This window comes from Bacillus sp. es.036, from assembly GCF_002563635.1.
In the GTDB taxonomy this organism is placed as follows: domain Bacteria; phylum Bacillota; class Bacilli; order Bacillales; family Guptibacillaceae; genus Guptibacillus.
In genome coordinates this window covers 1,717,951-1,739,950 of the sequence record NZ_PDIZ01000001.1, presented here as the reverse complement: position 1 = coordinate 1,739,950, position 22,000 = coordinate 1,717,951, and the positions used below count along the sequence as shown (strand labels likewise).

At 40.1% G+C, this 22,000-nt stretch carries 24 protein-coding genes; 23 read left to right on the top strand and 1 reads right to left on the bottom strand.

The window, feature by feature from the left end; all coding sequences use genetic code 11:
* Positions 1–8 precede the first annotated feature (8 nt).
* The 5 genes from qcrB to ATG70_RS08850 all read left to right on the top strand — a co-directional run bounded on the left by qcrB (position 9) and on the right by ATG70_RS08850 (position 3,806).
* Positions 9–680, top strand: coding sequence for a menaquinol-cytochrome c reductase cytochrome b subunit (gene qcrB, locus ATG70_RS08870; protein ID WP_098443956.1), 672 nt, complete (start codon positions 9–11; stop codon positions 678–680).
* A gap of 64 nt (positions 681–744) precedes the next feature.
* On the top strand, positions 745–1,512 hold the full coding sequence (locus ATG70_RS08865) for a menaquinol-cytochrome c reductase cytochrome b/c subunit (protein ID WP_098443955.1): 768 nt from the start codon (positions 745–747) through the stop codon (positions 1,510–1,512).
* Positions 1,513–1,593: 81 nt separating this feature from the next.
* Positions 1,594–2,190 (top strand): DUF1405 domain-containing protein, encoded by a 597-nt coding sequence (locus ATG70_RS08860; RefSeq protein WP_098443954.1) that lies wholly within the window; start codon positions 1,594–1,596, stop codon positions 2,188–2,190.
* Between the two features lie 62 nt (positions 2,191–2,252).
* Positions 2,253–3,014 (top strand): sporulation protein YpjB, encoded by a 762-nt coding sequence (locus ATG70_RS08855; RefSeq protein WP_098443953.1) that lies wholly within the window; start codon positions 2,253–2,255, stop codon positions 3,012–3,014.
* Between the two features lie 114 nt (positions 3,015–3,128).
* Positions 3,129–3,806, top strand: coding sequence for a zinc metallopeptidase (locus ATG70_RS08850; protein WP_098443952.1), 678 nt, complete (start codon positions 3,129–3,131; stop codon positions 3,804–3,806).
* Between the two features lie 64 nt (positions 3,807–3,870).
* Here ATG70_RS08850 and ATG70_RS08845 read toward each other — a convergent pair whose 3' ends face one another.
* Positions 3,871–4,740, bottom strand: coding sequence for a YitT family protein (locus tag ATG70_RS08845; protein WP_098443951.1), 870 nt, complete (start codon positions 4,738–4,740; stop codon positions 3,871–3,873).
* Between the two features lie 199 nt (positions 4,741–4,939).
* Here ATG70_RS08845 and ATG70_RS08840 point away from each other — a divergent pair, with 199 nt between their 5' ends.
* The 18 genes from ATG70_RS08840 to nth all read left to right on the top strand — a co-directional run bounded on the left by ATG70_RS08840 (position 4,940) and on the right by nth (position 21,980).
* Positions 4,940–5,257: a nucleotide pyrophosphohydrolase gene (locus ATG70_RS08840; RefSeq protein WP_202407199.1), complete on the top strand. Its 318-nt coding sequence runs from the start codon at positions 4,940–4,942 to the stop codon at positions 5,255–5,257.
* A complete protein-coding gene (gene dapB, locus ATG70_RS08835; protein ID WP_098443949.1) occupies positions 5,257–6,057 on the top strand; it encodes a 4-hydroxy-tetrahydrodipicolinate reductase in 801 nt (266 codons plus the stop codon). The genes ATG70_RS08840 and dapB overlap by 1 nt, the downstream gene beginning before the upstream one ends.
* A gap of 11 nt (positions 6,058–6,068) precedes the next feature.
* Complete coding sequence (mgsA, locus tag ATG70_RS08830; protein ID WP_098443948.1) at positions 6,069–6,479, top strand: methylglyoxal synthase; 411 nt, start codon at positions 6,069–6,071, stop codon at positions 6,477–6,479.
* Positions 6,460–7,173 carry a bacillithiol biosynthesis deacetylase BshB1 gene (gene bshB1, locus ATG70_RS08825; RefSeq protein ID WP_098443947.1) on the top strand — a complete coding sequence of 238 codons (714 nt, stop codon included), beginning with the start codon at positions 6,460–6,462 and terminating at the stop codon, positions 7,171–7,173. The genes mgsA and bshB1 overlap by 20 nt, the downstream gene beginning before the upstream one ends.
* On the top strand, positions 7,170–8,306 hold the full coding sequence (gene bshA, locus ATG70_RS08820; RefSeq protein ID WP_098443946.1) for an N-acetyl-alpha-D-glucosaminyl L-malate synthase BshA: 1,137 nt from the start codon (positions 7,170–7,172) through the stop codon (positions 8,304–8,306). Before bshB1 ends, bshA begins: the two co-directional genes overlap by 4 nt.
* Positions 8,303–9,490, top strand: a complete 1,188-nt coding sequence (locus tag ATG70_RS08815; protein ID WP_098443945.1) for a CCA tRNA nucleotidyltransferase — start codon at positions 8,303–8,305, stop codon at positions 9,488–9,490. Before bshA ends, ATG70_RS08815 begins: the two co-directional genes overlap by 4 nt.
* Positions 9,475–10,452, top strand: coding sequence for a biotin--[acetyl-CoA-carboxylase] ligase (locus ATG70_RS08810; protein WP_098443944.1), 978 nt, complete (start codon positions 9,475–9,477; stop codon positions 10,450–10,452). Before ATG70_RS08815 ends, ATG70_RS08810 begins: the two co-directional genes overlap by 16 nt.
* 267 nt (positions 10,453–10,719) lie before the next feature.
* Entirely contained in the window at positions 10,720–11,559 is an 840-nt protein-coding gene (gene panB / locus ATG70_RS08805; RefSeq protein ID WP_098443943.1) for a 3-methyl-2-oxobutanoate hydroxymethyltransferase, read from the top strand.
* The gene (gene panC, locus ATG70_RS08800; protein WP_098443942.1) at positions 11,556–12,419 is read left to right on the top strand and encodes a pantoate--beta-alanine ligase; all 864 of its coding nucleotides are present in this window, start codon (positions 11,556–11,558) and stop codon (positions 12,417–12,419) included. The genes panB and panC overlap by 4 nt, the downstream gene beginning before the upstream one ends.
* Positions 12,420–12,422: 3 nt before the next feature.
* Positions 12,423–12,806, top strand: coding sequence for an aspartate 1-decarboxylase (gene panD, locus ATG70_RS08795; protein WP_098443941.1), 384 nt, complete (start codon positions 12,423–12,425; stop codon positions 12,804–12,806).
* 239 nt (positions 12,807–13,045) lie between these two features.
* On the top strand, positions 13,046–15,841 hold the full coding sequence (dinG, locus tag ATG70_RS08790) for an ATP-dependent DNA helicase DinG (protein WP_098443940.1): 2,796 nt from the start codon (positions 13,046–13,048) through the stop codon (positions 15,839–15,841).
* A 43-nt stretch (positions 15,842–15,884) separates the two neighbouring features.
* Positions 15,885–16,709: a ComEC/Rec2 family competence protein gene (locus ATG70_RS08785; RefSeq protein WP_098443939.1), complete on the top strand. Its 825-nt coding sequence runs from the start codon at positions 15,885–15,887 to the stop codon at positions 16,707–16,709.
* Between the two features lie 274 nt (positions 16,710–16,983).
* Positions 16,984–17,154: a YpmA family protein gene (locus tag ATG70_RS08780; protein WP_098443938.1), complete on the top strand. Its 171-nt coding sequence runs from the start codon at positions 16,984–16,986 to the stop codon at positions 17,152–17,154.
* Positions 17,155–17,166: 12 nt separating this feature from the next.
* Entirely contained in the window at positions 17,167–17,664 is a 498-nt protein-coding gene (locus tag ATG70_RS08775; RefSeq protein WP_098443937.1) for a cell wall elongation regulator TseB-like domain-containing protein, read from the top strand.
* Positions 17,665–17,686: 22 nt separating this feature from the next.
* Entirely contained in the window at positions 17,687–18,871 is a 1,185-nt protein-coding gene (locus ATG70_RS08770) for a pyridoxal phosphate-dependent aminotransferase (RefSeq protein ID WP_098443936.1), read from the top strand.
* 146 nt (positions 18,872–19,017) lie between these two features.
* Positions 19,018–20,310, top strand: coding sequence for an asparagine--tRNA ligase (asnS, locus tag ATG70_RS08765; protein WP_098443935.1), 1,293 nt, complete (start codon positions 19,018–19,020; stop codon positions 20,308–20,310).
* A gap of 203 nt (positions 20,311–20,513) precedes the next feature.
* On the top strand, positions 20,514–21,230 hold the full coding sequence (locus ATG70_RS08760) for a DnaD domain-containing protein (protein ID WP_098443934.1): 717 nt from the start codon (positions 20,514–20,516) through the stop codon (positions 21,228–21,230).
* Between the two features lie 90 nt (positions 21,231–21,320).
* Entirely contained in the window at positions 21,321–21,980 is a 660-nt protein-coding gene (nth, locus tag ATG70_RS08755) for an endonuclease III (protein WP_098445768.1), read from the top strand.
* Positions 21,981–22,000 lie beyond the last annotated feature (20 nt).

The window sequence follows — 22,000 nt, the reverse complement described above, 5'->3', positions numbered from 1 at the left end:
CGTAATCTATGTTAAATAAAATCTATGATTGGGTAGATGAACGCTTAGATATTACGCCGATGTGGCGCGATATTGCAGATCACGAAGTGCCTGAGCACGTTAACCCGGCTCACCACTTTTCAGCGTTTGTTTATTGTTTTGGCGGTTTAACGTTTTTTATTACTGTGATCCAAATCTTATCCGGGATGTTCTTAACAATGTATTATGTACCAGACATTGTTAACGCCTGGGAGTCTGTATACTATCTTCAGAATGAAGTAGCATTCGGACAAATTGTAAGAGGAATGCACCATTGGGGAGCCAGTCTCGTTATCGTTATGATGTTTCTACATACCCTTCGCGTATTCTTTACCGGCTCTTACAAAAAACCCCGTGAATTGAACTGGGTAGTTGGTGTATTGATTTTCTTTGTTATGCTTGGCTTAGGATTTACGGGATATCTCTTACCATGGGATATGAAAGCGCTATTTGCCACAAAAGTTGGTCTTGAAATTGCGGTAACAATTCCTGTTGTAGGTGAATGGGCAAAGACCCTTCTAGCAGGTGGAGAAATTATCGGAGCGCAAACTCTTGCACGATTCTTTGCGATTCACGTATTCTTCTTACCAGCTGCACTCCTAGGATTGCTTGCTGCTCACTTTATCATGATTCGTAAGCAGGGTATTTCTGGCCCTCTATAAGACGTATTCTAAAGAACTTATATTTAATTGACGACACAATTTTTTATACGAAGGAGGGGGACAGATGCATCGCGGAAAAGGAATGAAGTTTGTTGGCGACTCGCGTATCCCTGCGCAGAGAAAGCCTAACATTCCAAAAGATTATTCAGAGTACCCCGGCAAAACAGAAGCGTTTTGGCCGAACTTCTTGTTAAAAGAGTGGATGGTAGGTGCGGTATTCCTAATTGGGTATCTTGCTCTTACAATTGCCCATCCATCTCCGCTTGAGCGCGTAGCGGACCCTACTGACGCCACGTATACGCCGCTTCCTGACTGGTACTTTCTCTTTCTATACCAGCTCTTGAAGTACAAATTTGCGGCTGGTGACTATACACTTGTAGGTACAGTAATTATGCCAGGTCTTGCATTTGGTGCACTTCTTCTTGCTCCATGGCTTGATCCAGGTCCTGAAAGAAGACCTGCTAAGCGACCTGTAGCAACAGCGTTAATGCTTCTAGGTCTTATTTCAACGGTTTACCTAACATGGGAATCAGTTGTTACACATGACTGGGAGAAAGCAGCTAAGCAAGGGGAAATTGTTGAAGCTGAAGTAGACAAAGAAGCTGAAGGATATGCTATTTATTCAGGTCAATCTTGTATTGGTTGTCACGGTGATAGCCTTCAAGGTGGATCCGGTCCATCACTTCTTGAAACAAAGCAAACAAAAGAATCCATTATGGATATTGCTGTAAACGGAATCGGCGGAATGCCAGCAAATGCTTTTAAAGGTTCTGATGAGGAACTTGAAAAGCTAGCTGACTTTATTGTTGAAACGTCTGAGGCAAATCAATAAGATGAAAAAGCTGACTGCACAGTCAGCTTTTTTCTAATTTAGACTGGAGTACAACTTAAACCTCTATTAAAGGAGATCGTGATGGTTTCTCAATTTTTTTATTTACTTAAGTCAAAACCTTTTCTCATATTGTTGCTTCTCATCAATATACCTGGAACAATATACGGTTATTATTGGTATGGATGGCAATTAGCTGATACAGAACCTATTTTTTTATTGTTTGTGCCGGATAGTCCAACAGCGAGTCTTTTCTTTTGCTTTGTTTTACTAGCATTTCTTTTTAAGAAAAACTGGCCGCTTATGGAAGGACTAGCAGCCGTTACGTTATTTAAGTATGGAATCTGGGCAGTTGTTATGAATGCTCTTGTGATGATTGAAACGAATCAACTATCTCCTATTGCAATCATGCTAATTCTTTCACATTTAGGGATGGCGATTGAAGGATTGCTCTTTACCCCATTTTATAAAATAAAACGGTGGCATTTAGTAGCTGTAGCTATTTGGACATTACATAATGATGTGATTGATTATGTGTTTGGTCAAATGCCGCGATATTCGATCTTAAGCGAATACACATCACTAATCGGATATTTTACATTCTGGCTATCGTTAGTTTCACTTACGATTGTGTATTTCTTAGCCGTTCGAAAAGAACGGTTTAAGCTCTCGATCCAATAAGGTCGGTGGTCTACTCTTGTCCATTTCTTCATACATTGAAGTAGGAAGAAGGAGGGACAGGAATGGGTAGACGATGGCTCCTATTAGTGTTGCTTTTCACGCTCCCGGTAAATGTACACGCTTCACAGGCCGATTCGAAACAAGTCTGGAATGACATAGCCGCAAATGTCCTGGAATTTGGAAAGCAAGAGAAGTTTGATCGATCAAAAATGATGTTAGAGGAATTTTCAACCGTTTTTCCCGGTGAACAGTCAAGTGAACTTTCGAATACGGAACTTAGGGTGATACTAAATACGCATGATCGTGCACTTAAAGCTGTAACATCTATGGATAAAGCAAATGATCAACGAATTCAGGCATTAACAGAATTTCGATTGGCGGTAGATGCTCTAGTTACGGAAGAACAGCCGATTTGGCATCAAACGAATGATCAGATTTTGCCACTAATTCATGAGATGTCCACTGCTATTGAACACGGAGATATAGATGTATATAAAGCAAGTAAAGACCGTTTTTTAGGTAGTTATAGCACTATTCGACCTGCGATGGCAATTGATCTACCTCCTGAAACTCAGCAGCGTCTTGATTCTCATATCGCTTTTATCGAAAAGTACGCGTCAGGACGAAATACAGAATTATCTGGTCAGCTTGAAACGATGTATGATGATTTTAAAAACGCCTATGATCCATCTTATTCTGAAGAAACTTCTCTCATGTGGTTAATCGTCTCAATTGGCGGGATAATTATTTTCACATTGGTTTATGTCATTTATCGAAAGTATAAAGGAGAAAAAGAGACATTAAAAAGGAAACAGATGGATTAAATTTGAAGATCTTGTGAACCTGAAACTGTGTAATTGACTTTCAAGGTGAATTTGACTAAAATTGACGTTAATAAGAGTTTTAAAAGCAATTACACATGTGATGGAGGAATGAAAATGGCTGGTTTTCTAATATACTTCGCGCTTTTGTTAATCATTCCACTCTGGGCACAGGGCAGAGTGAAGAGCGCCTATAAAAAATATTCCAAAGTTCCTAATTCTTCTGGAATGACTGGTGCTCAAGTAGCAAGAAAAATTCTTGATGAAAATGGGTTGTATTCAGTAGGTGTAGAAGAAGTACGAGGTCACCTTTCAGATCATTATGATCCACGTTCCAAAACGGTAAGACTTTCATCAGGAAACTTTCATGGGCATTCTGTAGCGGGTGCAGCTATAGCAGCGCACGAGGTAGGACACGCGATTCAAGATGAGCAAGACTATGCGCCACTTCGGTTCCGTCATACGCTTGTTCCAGTAGCGAATCTTGGTTCAAACTTTAGCTATTTTGTCATTCTTGCTGGTATTCTCATGTCTTCTGCAAACTTTATATTGCTAGGGATTATCTTTATGAGTGCAGCTGTTTTGTTCCAGCTAGTAACGCTCCCGGTAGAATTTAATGCATCTAACAGAGCGATGGAGCAAGTTGTATCCACTGGTGTGATTCGAAATGACGAAGAAAGAGAAACAAAGAAAGTATTGAATGCAGCCGCGTTAACATATGTAGCAGCAGCAGTTGTTGCGCTATTAGAATTGGTACGCTTTGTGTTTATCTTTATCGGAATGAACGAAGATTAATGAAAAATCTCGCCTAATGGCGAGATTTTTTTAGTTCATTTATTTTTTCTGTTTGGCAGTGACGTTACTGTTCAATTGGATTTTTATTTTCATCAAGCGTAAACCCTTCACCTAGCACATCATGAACATCATTTACTGCGACAAATGCATGAGGGTCTACCTGTTTAATAATGTTTTTTAGGCGTACGATTTCATTTCGTGCTACGACGCAATAGAGTATTTCTTTTTGTAATCCTGAGAAACTTCCTTTCCCGTTTAAGACGGTTGCGCCACGATCCATCTGGCTCATAATGGTATCGGCTATTTCTTTGTTATTCTCACTTATAATCATTGCAGCTTTTGCTGCGTATGCACCTTGCTGAATGAAGTCGATCACGCGAGCGGCTACAAAAACGGCTAAAAGCGTATACATGGCCTCTTTGTAATTAAGATAAACAAGTGATATGGCAATGACACAAAAATCAAAAACAAACATCGTTCTTCCCATACTCCATCCAACATATTTAGATCCAAGTCTTGCGATAATATCTACGCCGCCAGTTGTCCCTCCGTACCGAAAAATAATACCGAGTCCTACTCCTACGAAAACACCTGCAAACAGAGCGGCAAGTGTTAGATCATCTTGTAGAGGTATTGAGAGCGCTGAATAATGCTGAAAGATCCATAGAAACAGAGATAAGGAAACGGTTCCGATAATCGTGTAAATAAATGCTTTTCGACCAAGTAGCTTCCAGCCAATGAGAAATAAGGGGATGTTAAGAACAAGATTCGAAATAGCTGGATCGATATTGAATAGAAAATAGAGTAATAGTGTTATGCCGGTGAAACCACCTTCAGCTAAATTGTTTTCCATGTTGAAATGCACAAGCCCAAATGCAAAAATGGCAGAGCCTAATAAAATAAAGAACACATTTTTTGTTCGTATACCTTCCATATCCGACACTCCTAACGTATGAACCAACAATCTACATTATAATCAAATACCGAGCAGACAGCAATTTCATTCTGTTATACTCGCTATAAGTTAAAGAGAGGAATTCGTGTGAAACATTTGTCAAATGTTCTTCTTTTAGCTAACATAAGAACTGATGTGAAAGGTGGAATGGTTCGTGTCTGAACGCACAATACATGAAATGCAAGAAGAGGTAGACCAATACATAAGTCAATTTAAAGAAGGATACTTTAGTCCACTTGCCATGCTTGCCAGAATGACAGAAGAACTTGGTGAGTTAGCACGTGAAATTAATCATTACCATGGTGAAAAACCAAAAAAGAATTCGGAAGAAGAACGGACCATTGAAGATGAAATGGGCGATCTTTTATTTGTGCTTACTTGTTTTGCGAATTCGTTAGATATTGATCTTGATGAAGCATTTGGAAGAGTGATGAATAAGTTTCAAACACGAGATAAAGATCGTTGGACAAAAATCGAGAAGGAGAGTGGCGACTGATGCAAGAAGTGAAAATTGTTATTGCAGGACCAAGAGGGAATATGGGGATGGAAGCAGTAAAACTTGTCGATCGGACAGCGCATTTCACGTTAACTGCTGTTGTGGACCGTAAATCGTCTGGACAAACGGTGGCAGATATTAGTGGCCTTCCATCGCTAAATTCACCTATTTATACAGATCTTGATCAATGTTTATCTGAAGTAGAGTGTGACGTTTTGATTGACTTAACAACGCCTGAACATGGGAAAAAGCATATGCAAATTGCGTTTGATCATGGAGTTCGACCTGTTGTAGGAACAACAGGATTTTCAAATGCAGATGTGGACGAACTATCAAGAACGGCAGCAGAAAAAGAGTTAGGTGCGATTATTGCTCCTAACTTTGCAATCGGTGCTGTATTAATGATGAAATTTGCTTCAATGGCAGCTAAATATTTCTCAGATGTTGAGATTATTGAGCAACATCATGACCGAAAACTTGATGCACCATCTGGAACAGCAGTAAAAACAGCAAAAATGATTTCAGAGGTAAGGGAAGAAAAGAAGCAGGGGCATGAAGACGAACGGGAGGACATTGCTGGAGCACGTGGTGCAGATTATGAAGGCATGAGAATTCATAGCGTTCGCTTGCCAGGTCTTGTTGCCCACCAAGAAGTTCTTTTTGGAGGCGAAGGACAAACATTGAAAATTCGTCATGACTCAATGAACAGAGCGTCCTTTATGCCAGGTGTACAGCTTGCTGTTGAAACGGTTTTGAAAATCGATCAGCTTGTTTACGGTCTTGAAAATATAATGGAGTAGGGGATGTTCTCATGAAAATCGCTTTAATCGCACACGATAAGAAAAAAGACGATCTTGTTCGTTTTACACTAGCTTATAAAATGATTTTAGATCCACACGACCTGTATGCGACAGGGACAACTGGAAAGCGAATCATAGATGAAACTGGTTTAAACGTGCATCGTTACCAATCTGGTCCTCTTGGTGGGGATCAGCAAATTGGTGCAATGATTGCAGAGAATGATATGGATGCAGTGATTTTCTTTCGAGATCCCCTAACAGCACAGCCGCATGAGCCAGATATTACAGCGCTCATTAGATTATGTGATGTATATGATATCCCGCTAGCAACAAATATGGGCAGTGCGGAAATACTTGTCCACGCTCTGGCAAGGGGAGAATTGGATTGGAGAGAAATTGTACATGGAAGAAATAATACTTGATATACTTGCGTTTGGGGCCCACGCAGATGATGTTGAAATTGGTATGGGTGGTACACTAAAGAAATTCGCTGAAGAAGGTAGGACGACAGGCATTTGTGATTTAACAGAGGCTGAACTTTCTTCAAACGGTACTGTTTTCACCCGACATCACGAAGCCCAGCATGCAGCTGAAATTTTGTCGGTTACAACGCGTTTAAATATGAAATTCCCTGACCGTGGATTGGGTATTTCAGATGATAAGCTTTCAGCACTAGTTAAAATCATACGCAAGAGAAAGCCGCGGATTGTTTTTGTCCCTTACTCAGAAGATCGCCACCCGGATCATGGTCAAGCGGCTCGATTAGTGGAAGAAGCCGTTTTTTCAGCGGGCATTCGAAAATATCATCCACAATTAGGAGATGCTCATAAAGTAAGCCAAATCTATTATTACTTTATTAACGGATTCCACCGTCCTCAATTTACGATTAACATCAGTCATCAAATTGAGGCAAAAAGACAATCGCTTGAAGCGTATGAGAGTCAATTTACTCTCACGCCCGATAGTGTATCCACTCCTTTAACAAATGGGTACGTTGATAAAGTGATTCATCGAGAATATTTATATGGTAAAGAGTCAGGAGTAGAATATGCAGAAGGGTTTATTGCGAAGAATCTGCTGTGCCTGGAAGAATTTCCGTTAGGAGAAAGACGATGACATTAAAAATAGGAATTACTTGTTACCCAACTGTCGGGGGATCTGGCGTTATTGCGACAGAACTTGGTAAGATGATGGCTGAAAAGGGGCATGAAGTTCACTTTATTACAAGTAGCGTTCCGTTCCGCCTGGATACGTTTCACCCTAATATTTATTTTCACGAAGTTGAAGTCAACCAATATGCTGTTTTTCGTTACCCCCCATATGATTTAACCCTTGCTAGTAAAATGGCAGAGGTGATTCAACGAGAAAACCTTGATCTCCTTCATGTTCACTATGCTGTTCCGCATGCTGTTTGTGCTTTCCTAGCGAAAGAAATGGTTGGAGGAGATATTAAAATCGTTACAACCCTGCATGGAACAGATATTACAGTACTTGGATATGATCCGTCGTTAACACAACTAATTCGATTTGGTATTGAAAAATCTGATCGCGTTACAGCTGTATCAAACGATCTCGTTGATCAAACACACCGATTACTTGAAACCGACAAACCGATTGACACGGTATATAACTTTGTAGATGAACGCATTTATTATCCAAAACCTCCCGCCGACTTGAAGAAAAGTTACGGCATTACGGAAGAGGAAAAGGTTATTGTTCACATTTCGAATTTTAGAGCGGTAAAACGTGTTCCTGACGTCATTAAGGTCTTTCACCGCATCCAAAAAGAAATGCCTGCAAAGCTATTGCTCATTGGTGATGGCCCTGAAATTCAAGTTGCCTGTCGACTCGTAAACGATTTAGGGTTAAAAGATAAAGTGAAGTTCCTCGGTAAACAAGAAAATGTAGCTGAAATTCTCTCTATCTGTGATTTAAAATTATTGCTATCTGAAAAAGAGAGTTTTGGTTTAGTTGCTCTTGAAGCGATGGCCTGTGGCGTCCCTGCAATCGGAACGAACATAGGCGGTATTCCGGAAGTCATTGAACATGAGGTGAACGGGTTTATTGCAGAAGTTGGTGAGTTAGACATCATCTCCGCTTATGCTGTGCAGTTACTATCGAATAAAGAGTTGCATAACCGAATGAGTTCGGCTGCGGTTAAAGCCGTTCAAACAAGGTTTGCTTCCCAACGCATTTTAGAACAGTATGAGGCGATTTATTATAAAACGCTTCAGGGGGCACTTACTTGATTAGATTGACGGGTAAAGCTTATGAATGTTGTCTTGAGGTACTTCAACTTCTAAAGGACGCCGGACATGAAGCGTATATTGTTGGAGGCGCAGTGAGAGATGCGATACTCGGTTTACCTGTTTCTGACTTTGATCTTGCCTCTTCAGCTAAACCTGAAGAGATCATGGCTAGTTTTCATACAGTCATTCCAACAGGGATCGATCATGGAACGGTTACTGTTATTCATCATGGGTTTTCATACGAGGTAACAACATTTAGAACTGATGTGTCTTATAATGATTTTAGACATCCAAATGCGGTTTCTTTCTTAGGTTCAATAGAGGAAGATCTCGCGAGGCGTGACTTCACTATGAATAGTCTGGCGCTTTCAATAGATGGAACACTTATCGACCTATATAGTGGACAAGAGGATCTTACAAATCGTCTTATTCGTACGGTCGGTAATCCAGATGAACGATTTCAAGAAGATGCGTTACGGATGATAAGAGCCCTGCGATTTCAAAGCACGCTTAATTTTACACTTGACCAACAAACGGAACAAGCGTTAAAGAAACAAGCGGACTTGCTTCAATATGTTGCAATTGAAAGAATTCAAATGGAGTTCAGCAAACTACTAGCTGGAAAAGCTGTAGATCAAGCACTCCATGCACTTGTACAGGCAAATGTTCATCTCGTTTTACCAGAACTTCAAGAAATTGAGCAATCATTTGATGAAATTCCTTTTTTGGTGAATTTAACGACAGAAATAGAGCGGTGGGCGTGGCTATCTTCCACGACTGAAAAGCCAAGTCAATTTTTAAAAAAGTGGCGTTTGTCAAATCGGATTATTAAAGAAGTGGAGCATCTTTTAGTAAATGTAAAGAATGCACAAGATAAAGGGTGGAATAAGGAAACCGTTTATAATGCACTCCCAGAAGTGAAGTCATGTGAGAGACTTCGATCAGTGTTTGAAAAGCGTCGTCCATTTCTTGAAAGTGTGGAACAGATCACTTCAGATCTTACGATAACCTCTTCCAAAATGCTTGCTGTGACAGGGGAGGACCTCATTCACTGGAGAGAATCCTCTCCAGGACCGTGGGTTGGTGAGGCTCTAAAGCAAATTGAGCTAGCCGTAATCAATGATGAAATTAAAAATGAGAAATCCAGCATTAGAAGGTGGCTTAAACAGTGGCAGACTCAATAAGGCAGCGCCTGCTGCAAATGCTTGAAGAGCATGCAGAAAACTACGTTTCAGGTCAAATGATAAGTGAAACGCTCAATGTATCTCGAACAGCTATTTGGAAACACATTTCAGAACTTAGAAAAAACGGCTACGAAGTTGAAGCAGTTCAAAAAAAAGGTTATCGAATCGTTTCCAGACCGGATATGCTTAGTAAAGAAGAAATTGCTCTTAAGCTAACGACCAATTTTCTAGGGAAAACCATATATACGTATCCTACTGTCGAATCAACTCAATTTATTGCGCATGATTTAGCTCATCGAGGAGCTTCGGATGGCACCATCATTGTAGCTGATGAACAAACAGCAGGGAAGGGAAGACTTGGTCGCTCCTGGCACTCTCCTAGTGGGAGCGGGATCTGGACAAGTATTATTTTGCGTCCGAAACTCCCACCTCAGAGGGCACCACAGTTTACACTGATTGCTGCGGTTAGCGTGGTGCATGCGATTCGTAAGCAAACAGGACTTGAAGCAGAAATTAAGTGGCCGAATGATATTTTAATTGATGGAAAAAAAGTTGTGGGCATACTTACAGAACTTCAGGCTGAAGCAGATCAAATTAAGTCAATCATTATTGGGATGGGCATTAATGTGAATGCGAGCAAAGAAGATTTTCCGGATGAGTTAACGACCGCAACATCACTTAAGATTGAGTCTGGCAGGGATATAACCCGTTCAGCCCTTCTAGCTGCCATATTAAATGAACTCGAAACGCTTTATGAAGAATATCTAAACAATGGATTTAGGATGATCAAACTTCTATGGGAAAGCTATGCAGTTAGTCTAGGTCGTAAAATAAAGGCAAGAACGTTAAATGGCGTTATCGAAGGCCTTGCAAAAGGGATTACAGAAGAAGGCGTTCTGCTTTTAGAAGATGAAAGTGGGAAGATGCACTATATTTATTCTGCAGATATTGAAATCTGTTAACGATTGTGTCATATTTTCTGCTATACTAACAGGTGTAAGGGCGGTATCTGATTAGAGCCGCACCATTTATTCTTACTAAAATAATAGTCTGCCTTGATCCGTATGGACTGGGACAGAGGGATAAAACCGATGAAGTAATCTCCTAACGTGGAGTTTTGCGGCAAGTCTATGCGTACATAGACTGATGGGATACCCCTGTCTGCTGCATTTCCATGTTAGGAGGTTTTTTGTGCGGTGGGTTGTTCCTCTAAAAAAAGGAGGAAAAAGATGAAAACGACAAGCGATTTTAAAAAGATGAAAGTAAACAAAGAGCCAATTGCGATGTTAACCGCTTATGATTATCCTTCAGCAAAACTAGCAGAAGCAGCAGGGATGGATCTCTTGTTAGTAGGTGATTCGGTAGGCATGGTGGCACTTGGTTACGATTCAACTGTACCGGTTACGATGGATGATATGGTTCTTCATACGAAAGCGGTAAAACGTGGAGCGCCTCATACATTTGTAGTAACGGATTTGCCCTTCCTTACCTATCATAGTAGTTTTCAAGAAACGCTTGCACATGCAGGAAGACTTATGCAAGAAGCTGGAGCTCATGCAGTTAAGCTTGAAGGCGGTGGAGAAGTTATTTCACAAGTTAGAAAGTTAACTACAGCAGGTGTACCGGTTATGGGACATTTAGGGCTAACACCACAATCTGTAGGTGTATTAGGTGGCTATAAAGTACAGGCAAAAGAATCTGATAGTGCCGCCTTACTCGTTAGAGAAGCAAAAGCAATAGAAGAAGCAGGAGCCTTTGCGCTTGTATTGGAATGTGTCCCTCAACAGCTAACGGAAATTGTGGCATATGAGCTTTCGATTCCAGTCATTGGCATTGGAGCGGGTGTTCAGGCAGATGGGCAAGTTCTCGTTTATCACGATGTGATCGGTTATGGTACGGGTCATGTACCTAAATTTGTGAAGCAGTATAGTCATGTTTCAAACGTTATTTCGAAGGCGATTGGTGAGTATGTTGCAGAAGTGAAAGAACGTCAATTTCCAGAGCAAAAGCACTCGTTTAATATGAAGGAAGAGCAGCTATCAGGGATGTACGGAGGGACAAGATCATGAGAATCATAACGACGATCAACGAAATGCAGACCTTTTCTAAAAAAACGTTAAGATCGGGCAAGACGATTGGCTTTGTACCTACGATGGGTTATCTTCATGAAGGACATATGAGTCTTGTTGAAGAAGCGTTGATACAAAATGATTGCGTTATCATGAGCATATTTGTAAATCCTTTGCAATTTGGTCCGAATGAAGATTTTGATCGCTATCCGAGAGATTTGAAGCGCGATGAACAACTTGCGAAACAGGCGGGAGTAGACATCCTATTCTATCCAAATGTGAAAGAGATGTATCCAAAAGAACGTACCACACGATTAACCGTTCAAGAACGTGTGGATACATTATGTGGTGAAGCAAGGCCAGGGCATTTTGATGGCGTAGCTACCGTCGTTATGAAATTGCTTCAGATCGTTCTCCCAGATCGCGCGTACTTTGGTATGAAAGATGCTCAGCAAGTAGCCGTGATAAAAGGGCTTGTGGAGGATTTTAACGTTCCCGTTGAAATCGTCCCGTGTCCAATTATCCGAGAGGAAGATGGGCTTGCGAAAAGCTCGCGTAATGTATATTTAACGCCTACTGAACGAGAAGAGGCCATTCAGTTGTCAAGAAGTCTTGATGCTGCAGCAAATGCGATTGAGCGAGGGGAAACGAATCCAGTACGTATTAAAGAAATGATTATTTCTTACTTAAACCAAACATCTGGAGTGATTGATTATGTTGAAGTTCTTTCATATCCAGCGTTAGAAGCCATTGATGTGATGAAAGAAAACATCATTGTAGCGGTGGCTGTTCAATTTACTGCTGCACGACTCATAGATAACAAGGTTACAACTAGAAATGAAATTGCGATAGGAGTGTAGAAGATGTTTTTAACAATGATGAAGGGTAAAATTCATCGCGCCCGTGTAACGGAAGCTAATTTAAACTATGTGGGAAGCATTACGATAGACGAGGACATTATTGAAGCTGTAGGCATGCTTCCGAATGAGAAAGTTCAAATTGTAAATAATAATAATGGTGCAAGGTTAGAAACATATATTATTCCTGGTGAAAGAGGATCGGGAGTTGTTTGTTTAAATGGAGCAGCTGCACGACTCGTTCAAGAAGGAGACGTGGTCATTATTGTTGCTTACGCTATGATGACTGAGGAAGAAGCGAAACAATATACGCCGCGCGTAGCCATAATGAATGAGCATAATACAATCGTTGATATGATTGGGCTAGAGCCTGAAGCAACAATTTTATAAGAAAATGCTCTGGACTTTGTCCAGGGCATTTTTTTGAAGGGTGATATGGAAAGTTCTTCTCCCATGCGTGCTCTCAGATATAGAACGCTTCCTTCTAAAGCAAAGCGGGTCTATGTTTTAGAAGTCTTTTAGGTAAATTGAGTTCAAATGAATAAGAAATTATTTTCCGTTCAAGAGAAAAAATGATAAAGTAATGAAGGTAACCGCTTGAAGGGTTGAAGCAACTGAGGTGAAAACGTATGAATCGATATACCATAATAGATTTTGAAACGACAGGAAACTCCCCTAAAAATGGGGATCGAATCATTCAAATAGGATTAGCAGTTATTGAAGATGGAGTGATCGTTGATCGGTATGCAACATTTGTAAACCCTGAGAAATCACTTCCTCTATTTATACAACAATTGACCGGAATAACGGATGAAGATTTGAAAGATGCACCATTATTTGAAGAGGTGGCTCCAGAGCTTCTCAAACGATTGGATGGGGCTTATTTTGTCGCCCATAACGTACGATTCGATCTTAACTTTATGAATGCGCAGCTTGATGTGAGTGGATATGATCCGTTTACAGGACCAACGATTGACACGGTGGAACTTGCTCGAATTTTATTGCCAACAGCAGAAGCATATAAATTATCTTCACTTGCAGAATATTTAGAAATTCAACATGATAATCCCCACCAAGCAGATAGTGATGCTGAAGTTACAGCTGAACTATTGCTCTTTCTTTTTGATAAACTGTATGGTTTACCACTTGTAACCCTCGAACAGTTAGCGGAGCTTTCCACTCGACTATCGAGCGATATGGAAGTGGTCTTACATGAGATCATGCAAGACAAAAAGAATAGGATTGAACCAGAAGGCAATTTTGAGATCTTTCGAGACATTGCGATTAAGTTACAAGAACAAACCAGTGAAGTGGATTCTCCCCATCAATCGATTCAATTTGAGCATGCACAAAAAGAGTTTGAACAAAAAATGGCTGAAACAATCCCTGACTTTGAAGTGCGAACGGGTCAAAGCGATATGATGAAGCAGGTGGCTCATGCCTTTGATACAAATCAACATATTCTCATTGAGGCAGGGACGGGGATAGGTAAGTCATTAGGTTATTTACTACCTGGAGTCGTTCATGCTAAGAACTCTGGCAAGCCAGTTGTTGTTAGTACCCATACGATTCAATTACAAGAACAACTGCTACAACGGGATCTGCCTTTTCTTCGTGATATTTTGCCATTTTCCTTTAAAGCTACGATTATCAAAGGAAGAAGTCATTATTTAGACTTAACCCGATTTGAACAGCAGCTACATCATGTTGAAGAAGACAATTACGATACGATTTTAACAAAGGCACAAATTCTCGTCTGGCTACTTGAAACGGATTATGGGGATGTGGAAGAGTTAAACCTTTCTAGCGGTGGAAAGATTTTCTGGCATCAGGTAAAAAGTGATGCAGCCGTTTCCGCTAATCACCGTTCTCCATGGTTTTCGCGTGACTTTTATCATCGAAGAAAACGCTTTGCGATGAATGCGGATTTAATTATTACAAATCACGCTTTATTATTCAGTGATTTAATTAATGAGCATCAATTATTACCCGCTTATCAGCAGGCTGTGATTGATGAAGCTCATCATCTTGAAGATATTGCTACTGAGTTTTTTGGCATCAAAACCGATTATTTCTCGATTCTACAGGGATTTGTCCGAATTGGACTAAAGGATGGCGACGGAATTTATGGAAAAGTTCTAAGCATTTTAAAAAACCTGGAAGTCGAAGTAGAAGAGACAAAAAATGAAATTGATGCATATGTGAAAACGATTCTTGGAGATGTTGATGAACTTTTTCGTATGCTTCATCGTTACGTACAAAAAAACATTCATCGCTCAAATGAAATTGGTCGATTAAGCTATCGGATTACAGGTGAGAATGGCTCAGCATGGGAAGCGATTCAAGAAGCAGCCCATCGTTTGGTTTTCTATTTGAAAGATCTAGATAAATCATTAAAAAAGCTAGAGAAAGAACTTGATTTAAAAGAAGATGAGCTAACGAGAGAACAGTTAAATACGTCTGCTGACTTTAAAGGCATTCATGCTTCTGTTTTAGAGGAGCTTTCAAAAGTTGACTATCTTATTCTTAATGAAAGTGAAAATGATGTAAAGTGGGTAGAAATTGATCCTAAAGGATCGTTAAATTCGGCATTTTTGTTCAGTAGACCAGTGGAAGTGGGTTCCCTACTTTCAAGCGACTACTTCGGAAAGAAAAAAAGTATATTGTTAACATCTGCTACGCTTACTGTAAAGAATTCGTTTGATTATATTACGAAGCGACTTGGTTTGGAAGAATTTGGGCCGCTTATTCACCAATATCATTCTCCATTTGATTATAGTGAGCAAGCACGACTGATGATACCTACAGATTTGCCTATGATTAAAGATGTATCCGATGTTCAATTTGTTGAACATATTACGGATGCGATTCTTCAAATTGCCCGCGTCACGAGGGGAAGAATGCTTGTTTTGTTTACATCTTACGACATGCTTAAAAAAGCACATCATCGGATGAAAGAATTAATCGCTCATGATGAACTAACGTTGATTAGTCAGGGTGTTGATAGCGGAAGCAGGGTTAGGCTAACAAAGAATTTTAAAGAAAGTGAAGACGCGATTTTGTTTGGTACGAGTAGCTTCTGGGAGGGCGTGGATATTCCAGGAGAAGATTTAAGTTGCCTTATCATCGTTCGCCTTCCATTCTCGCCGCCTGATAACCCCGTTTTTCAGGCGAGATCAGAGCAATTGAAAAGTTCCGGTGGTAACCCATTTATGGAACTTTCGCTACCTGAAGCAATTATTCGCTTCAAACAGGGGTTTGGAAGGCTCGTTCGCTCGCAGCGTGATCGAGGTGCAGTATTTATATTCGATCGCCGCATCATTTCGACAAGATACGGTCGATTATTTGTAAAATCCTTACCGGACGTCCCATTAATTAAAGGGACAACAGAAGAATTGGTAAATGAACTAGATCTCTGGTTATAATGCACATCTTCATCACAAACTACTTCTATGAGGAGGGATTGTGATGAAGAAATTACTCGTGTTGATGATAAGTACTTATATTCTTATGCTCGGTGCAACAAGTACTGAAGCCTCAATTCAATCTGTTGATCTTCATTTAAGAAATCATGAAGTGGCAGTGACGTTTCTTGACCTTTCAATTGGAGAGGCCATTCTTCTTCAATCAAAAGAAAATGGAGCGGTGCTAATTAATACAGGTAGTTCTCATTCCGAACAAGAGTTAATAGATCGGCTGAAAATGTTTAAGGTAAAGGAAATTAGAAAAGTTTGGCTTACCAATGCGGATGAAGCTTATACAGGGAATTTTTCCAACTTGCTTCACTATTATGATGTGAAAGAAGTGTTTTTATCAAAAGGAGTAGAAACGGCTTTTCTTTCATCTATTCCATCACACATTCAAAAACAGCACATTCAAGAAAATCAACAGCTTGAGCTGACGGAGGATGTGAATGTAGAAATACTGAACATCTCTAAGACAGGTTCCGTTACTTTTATGCTATCCTTAGGAAGTCAGGATTTATTAATGATGGGGGAAACAAATCTTGAACTTGAAGAAGAAATTGCCTCTTCCGGGAGAGCGGTAGAAGTTTTGAAAGTGGCTAATTTTGGTGCTGGAAATGGCAGTTCAACCGAATTTCTTAGTGCAATTGATCCTCAAATGGCGGTTATCTTTCGTCATAACAACATTGACGTAAGTGAATCGGTACTCGAACGTTTGAATGAAAGCTGGACGGACGTTTACTATCCTTATCGAATCGGAAGTGTAACCCTTCGTATTCAAAATGATCGCTATGATGTCATCACTCTTCCTACAAAAGAAACAAGATAAAAGTTTCCTCATCGAAATTGTTGCAAAAAAACGGAACTTATTTAAAAATAGGAAGAGAAAATGTTTTTTATAAGGTTTGGGTAAGAAAGCAACATAAAAAATAGCCTGCGCATGGCGCAGGCACTGTTGGAAGTGGAGCAGATTTAATGCACCGTCTCTGACGGTACTTATAGTTTGTCTCACCTTCTGCCATCTATAAGTAGTAAATTTATCCCGGAGTAAGCGCAGCACTCCACATAGGCATCAACACATATAGTACAGGGAGATGACAGGAATGGAAAGCAACATTGAAGTTTTATCGACAGTAAAAGTGAGTAAGTCCCTTGATATTTACAAAATTGTAGATTCGTTAAATCGTACGTTAAAAGAAAAAGACCTTATGTTTGGGCTTGCACTTGATGAAGAAGATCAGGATCAAATGATTTTCACGATCTACCGTACATAATAGGGTGATAGTATGCGACTGATAGGAATTATTGCTGGTGTTATTGTAGCACTGATGATTTGGCAAGGAGTCTCTTTTTATAACGCTATTACGGATCATCCTGATAAGTTAGAGGACGAAGCGATTGCTCGAGCTGAATCTGAAGCAGTGATCGAAGAAGTTGATAATGCCGTCCAATATCATGGGACGAGTGATGCATATGTCGTCTTACAAGGAAGCGATAAGAACAAGGATGAGGTTTACGTTTTTGTGCCAGACAACGATCAACCTCTCGTAACAAAGAAAGTGGAGGAAGGCGTTAGTGCAGAAACGGTTAAAAAGAAATTGAACAATGAATTTTCTCCACAAGAGATTATTAATATTAAACCAGGTATTGAAGTGAATCAAGAAAAGAAACAAGTACTCGTATGGGAAGCAACGTTTATCGATACCGACAATCGCTATACGTTTGCCTATTATTACTTTAGTAATGGGGACTACTGGCGCTCACGGTCGATTAAACAAAGTTAATGTACTTAAGGGAGGAAGAGAAATGCAATTATCAACTCGTGTAGCAGCTCTGACACCATCTGCCACTTTAGAAATCACAGCAAAAGCAAAAGCGTTGAAAGCTGAAGGTCATGATGTAATCGCACTTGGTGCAGGGGAACCTGACTTTAATACGCCTTCACATATTCTGAATGCTGCTAAGAAAGCAATGGATGAGGGACTAACAAAATATACGCCTTCAGGTGGTATTCTTCCTCTAAAAGAAAGTATTATCGCAAAGTTCCAGGAAGATCAAAATATCGCTTACAATGCTGATGAAATCATTGTGTGTACGGGAGCGAAACATGCGCTTTATACATTGTTTCAAGTAATCCTTGATGAAGGTGATGAAGTCATTATTCCTACACCTTACTGGGTAAGTTATCCTGAACAAGTAAAGCTAGCTGGCGGAAATCCAGTTTATGTAGAAGGTAAAGAAGATCATGCATTTAAAATAACAGTGGCGCAGCTAGAAAAAGCGGTCACGCCTCAAACAAAAGCGGTAATTATTAATTCTCCTTCAAACCCAACCGGCTCGATCTATACACCAGATGAGTTGAAAGAAATCGGTGCTTTTTGTTTAGAAAACAATATTCTTATTGTTTCTGATGAAATTTATGAAAAGCTCGTTTATGATGGAGCAAAACATACTTCTATCGCAGAACTGTCTACGGAATTAAAAGAACAAACGATTATCATTAATGGCGTATCTAAATCTCATTCGATGACTGGATGGAGAATTGGGTATGCGGCAGGACGAAAAGAAATCATTAAAGCAATGACGAATTTAGCAAGTCATTCTACATCAAATCCTACATCCATTTCACAGTATGCTGCTTTAGCAGCTTACGAAGGGTCACAGGAACCTGTAAATGAAATGAAAACAGCATTTGAAGAACGATTGAACACCGTTTATGAAAAACTGAATAATATTCCAGGATTCACTTGTGTGAAACCTCAAGGTGCTTTTTACCTGTTCCCTAACGCAAAAGAAGCAGCAGAGAAAACAGGGTATGAAAATGTTGATGCTTTCGTAAAAGGACTTTTAGAAGAAGAAAAAGTAGCGCTTGTTCCTGGCTCAGGATTTGGTTCGCCTGATAACGTCAGACTATCTTACGCAACATCACTTGAAGTCTTTATTGAAGCCATTGTTCGTATCGAGCGATTCGTAAAAACCAAACAGGCTTAAGCGAGTTGTTCAATGTACAAATTATCGGTATAATAAGTACCGAACATTTGATTTAGCCATCTTAACAAATAGATGCATGGCGCTATTCTCATTAAGAATGGAGAGTGTGCGCCAATTTTTTCTAATCAGTTGGAGGGAAATAAGTAGTGAAAACGACGATTTCAAACGTAAATAAACAGGTTGAGCAAACTGTTACAATTGGTGCCTGGTTACATAATAAACGTTCTAGTGGTAAAATCCAGTTTCTTCAGCTTCGTGATGGTACTGGTTTTATTCAAGGAGTTATGGTTAAGAAAGAAGTTTCTGAAGAAGCATGGGAAACAGCGAAAAATCTTACGCAGGAATCATCCGTTTGGGTAACAGGCGTGGTACGTGAAGATGACCGATCACAATCTGGCTATGAATTAACCGTCACGAACGTGGAGCTTATTCACGAAGCTATCGATTATCCAATTACCCCAAAAGAACATGGTACTGAATTTTTAATGGATAATCGTCATCTATGGATCCGTTCAAGACGTCAAAATGCGATTCTTCGTATCCGAAATGAAATTATTCGCGCTACGTACCAGTTCTTTAACGAAAATGATTTCGTTAAAATTGACCCGCCTATTTTAACAGGAAGTTCGGCAGAAGGCACAACTGATCTCTTCCATACGAAATATTTTGAAGAAGATGCTTATCTTTCTCAAAGTGGACAACTTTACATGGAAGCAGCTGCAATGGCCTTTGGACGCGTTTTTTCCTTTGGTCCAACGTTCCGTGCTGAAAAATCCAAAACCCGTCGTCACTTAATTGAGTTCTGGATGATTGAACCTGAGATGGCGTTTATGGATCACGATGAGAGTCTTGAGGTTCAAGAACAATATGTGAGCTTCCTTGTGAAATCAGTACTAGAAAATTGTCAACTAGAATTAAAAACGCTCGAGCGAGATATTTCAAAACTTGAAGCGATTCAAGCGCCGTTCCCACGTATTTCTTACGATGATGCCATTACTTTATTGAAAGATAAAGGATTTACGGATATTGAGTGGGGCGAAGACTTTGGTGCACCTCATGAGACAGCCATTGCTGAAAGTTTCGAGAAGCCAGTCTTTATTACGAACTACCCGAAAGATATTAAGGCCTTTTATATGAAACCAGATCCTGAACGCGAAGAGGTCGTTTTATGTGCTGACTTAATTGCACCTGAAGGCTATGGTGAAATTATCGGAGGTAGTCAACGAATCGATGATTTATCTCTTATGGAAAAACGCTACGAGGAACACGGCTTAACAGACGATGCTTATAAGTGGTATCTTGAACTGCGTCGTTATGGTTCTGTTCCACATTCAGGATTCGGTCTTGGTTTAGAGCGAACGGTTGCCTGGCTTTCAGGTGTGGAACATGTTCGTGAAACAATTCCGTTCCCACGTCTTTTAAATCGTCTATATCCATGATAAACTAACAAAGCTGACGCTTCTTTCGTTATGAGAGAAGCGTCTTTATCTGAAAAATTGCCGAAGTTAGAAGCATTTAAAGTACCAAAGATGGATATTGTTAGAGGATAGATTAAAAAATGTATTGCACGTAGCAAAGGCATTTTTTTCTACTCCCATCACAAAATGCCGGCATGCTATAATGAAAGGTAGAGGTGGATGGGATGAAGAAGGAACAAATCATTCATATGATGAACGAAGGAAATGTTTCAGTACCAAGATTGTTGTTAAACCACTATGTTGACATTGGTTTGCAAGAAGAGGATACTTTCTTTTTAATTAAGCTACACAGTTTTATTGATCAGGGAAACACTTTTCCAACGCCAGAAGAGCTTGCATCAGCGATGACCTATTCGCCTCAAGCTTGTTTGGATAAAATACAGCAGCTGATGCAAAAAGGTGTTTTAACAATTGAAGAACACCAGAATGATCTGAAAAGTTATTATTCAGAAGCCTATTCGCTTCTTCCATTGTGGGAAAGAATTTTTAAAGCAATCGAGCAGGAAGAAGCAGAAAAATCTGCAGCGAAAAACATGGAGCAAGAAGAAAGTCTTTATACGTTATTTGAGCGTGAGTTTGCAAGGCCGCTTTCGCCAATTGAATGTGAGACGCTTGCGATGTGGATTGATGCTGACAAGCATGATGCAGAGCTGATCAAAGCTGCGTTAAAAGAAGCTGTGCTCGGTGGTAAGTTAAACTTCCGCTACATTGACCGAATTCTTTTTGAATGGAAACGAAATGGCATCAAAACGGTAGAACAGGCGAGGGCCTATGGCGAAAAGTTTCGAAAGCATCAGTACGATAAAAAATCGCCTGCTAAAACAGAAACGAAAAATGATTCAAATCAAAGTGCGCCAATCTATAATTGGCTTGGACGATAAATACGTATCAAGAAAGCGGAAGTGTGGCTTCCGTTTTTTGTTTGTGAAGAAATAAAAAACGTTGCGAACGGAAGAAAGGAAGTTGGACTGTTGTTAACGAAAGCCCAAATACAAACTGTTCTTGAAACAATGGGAGAGATGTTCCCTGATGCGCACTGTGAATTGAATCATTCGACACCTTTTGAACTTGCCATTGCTGTGGTGCTATCGGCTCAGTGTACAGATGCTCTTGTTAATAAGGTAACGCCGGGCCTATTTGAGAAATACAATAGGGCAGAGGATTTTCTTCATGTGCCGATTGAGGAGCTAGAAAATGATATAAGACGCATTGGCTTGTTTCGAAACAAAGCGAAAAATATTAAAAAGCTAGCAAGAACCGTTGTAGAACAGTATAACGGTGTCCTTCCTGAGACGAGAGACGAATTAATGGCGTTAGCAGGGGTAGGCCGAAAAACTGCGAACGTGATTGCTTCCGTTGCTTTCAACGTACCTGCCATTGCTGTTGATACGCATGTTGAGAGAGTGAGCAAGCGTCTCGGAATTTGCAGATGGAAGGACTCAGTACTTGAAGTAGAGAAAACGCTCATGCGGAAAATTCCAGAAGAAGAGTGGTCTGTGTCTCATCATCGCTTTATTTTCTTCGGAAGGTACCATTGTAAAGCGCAATCTCCACAGTGTGAAATTTGTCCGCTATTGGAACTATGTCGAGAAGGACAAAAACGAATGAAGCAGCGAGCGCGTGGTAAGTAAAGAATAGTTAGCAGTGATGT

Coding starts and splice junctions, on each gene's coding strand:
- qcrB (WP_098443956.1), top strand. CDS start 9: ATGTTAAATAAAATCTATGATTGGGTAGATGAACGCTTAGATATTACG.
- ATG70_RS08865 (WP_098443955.1), top strand. CDS start 745: ATGCATCGCGGAAAAGGAATGAAGTTTGTTGGCGACTCGCGTATCCCT.
- ATG70_RS08860 (WP_098443954.1), top strand. CDS start 1,594: ATGGTTTCTCAATTTTTTTATTTACTTAAGTCAAAACCTTTTCTCATA.
- ATG70_RS08855 (WP_098443953.1), top strand. CDS start 2,253: ATGGGTAGACGATGGCTCCTATTAGTGTTGCTTTTCACGCTCCCGGTA.
- ATG70_RS08850 (WP_098443952.1), top strand. CDS start 3,129: ATGGCTGGTTTTCTAATATACTTCGCGCTTTTGTTAATCATTCCACTC.
- ATG70_RS08845 (WP_098443951.1), bottom strand. CDS start 4,740: ATGGAAGGTATACGAACAAAAAATGTGTTCTTTATTTTATTAGGCTCT.
- ATG70_RS08840 (WP_202407199.1), top strand. CDS start 4,940: ATGCAAGAAGAGGTAGACCAATACATAAGTCAATTTAAAGAAGGATAC.
- dapB (WP_098443949.1), top strand. CDS start 5,257: ATGCAAGAAGTGAAAATTGTTATTGCAGGACCAAGAGGGAATATGGGG.
- mgsA (WP_098443948.1), top strand. CDS start 6,069: ATGAAAATCGCTTTAATCGCACACGATAAGAAAAAAGACGATCTTGTT.
- bshB1 (WP_098443947.1), top strand. CDS start 6,460: ATGGAAGAAATAATACTTGATATACTTGCGTTTGGGGCCCACGCAGAT.
- bshA (WP_098443946.1), top strand. CDS start 7,170: ATGACATTAAAAATAGGAATTACTTGTTACCCAACTGTCGGGGGATCT.
- panB (WP_098443943.1), top strand. CDS start 10,720: ATGAAAACGACAAGCGATTTTAAAAAGATGAAAGTAAACAAAGAGCCA.
- panC (WP_098443942.1), top strand. CDS start 11,556: ATGAGAATCATAACGACGATCAACGAAATGCAGACCTTTTCTAAAAAA.
- panD (WP_098443941.1), top strand. CDS start 12,423: ATGTTTTTAACAATGATGAAGGGTAAAATTCATCGCGCCCGTGTAACG.
- dinG (WP_098443940.1), top strand. CDS start 13,046: ATGAATCGATATACCATAATAGATTTTGAAACGACAGGAAACTCCCCT.
- ATG70_RS08785 (WP_098443939.1), top strand. CDS start 15,885: ATGAAGAAATTACTCGTGTTGATGATAAGTACTTATATTCTTATGCTC.
- ATG70_RS08780 (WP_098443938.1), top strand. CDS start 16,984: ATGGAAAGCAACATTGAAGTTTTATCGACAGTAAAAGTGAGTAAGTCC.
- ATG70_RS08775 (WP_098443937.1), top strand. CDS start 17,167: ATGCGACTGATAGGAATTATTGCTGGTGTTATTGTAGCACTGATGATT.
- ATG70_RS08770 (WP_098443936.1), top strand. CDS start 17,687: ATGCAATTATCAACTCGTGTAGCAGCTCTGACACCATCTGCCACTTTA.
- ATG70_RS08760 (WP_098443934.1), top strand. CDS start 20,514: ATGAAGAAGGAACAAATCATTCATATGATGAACGAAGGAAATGTTTCA.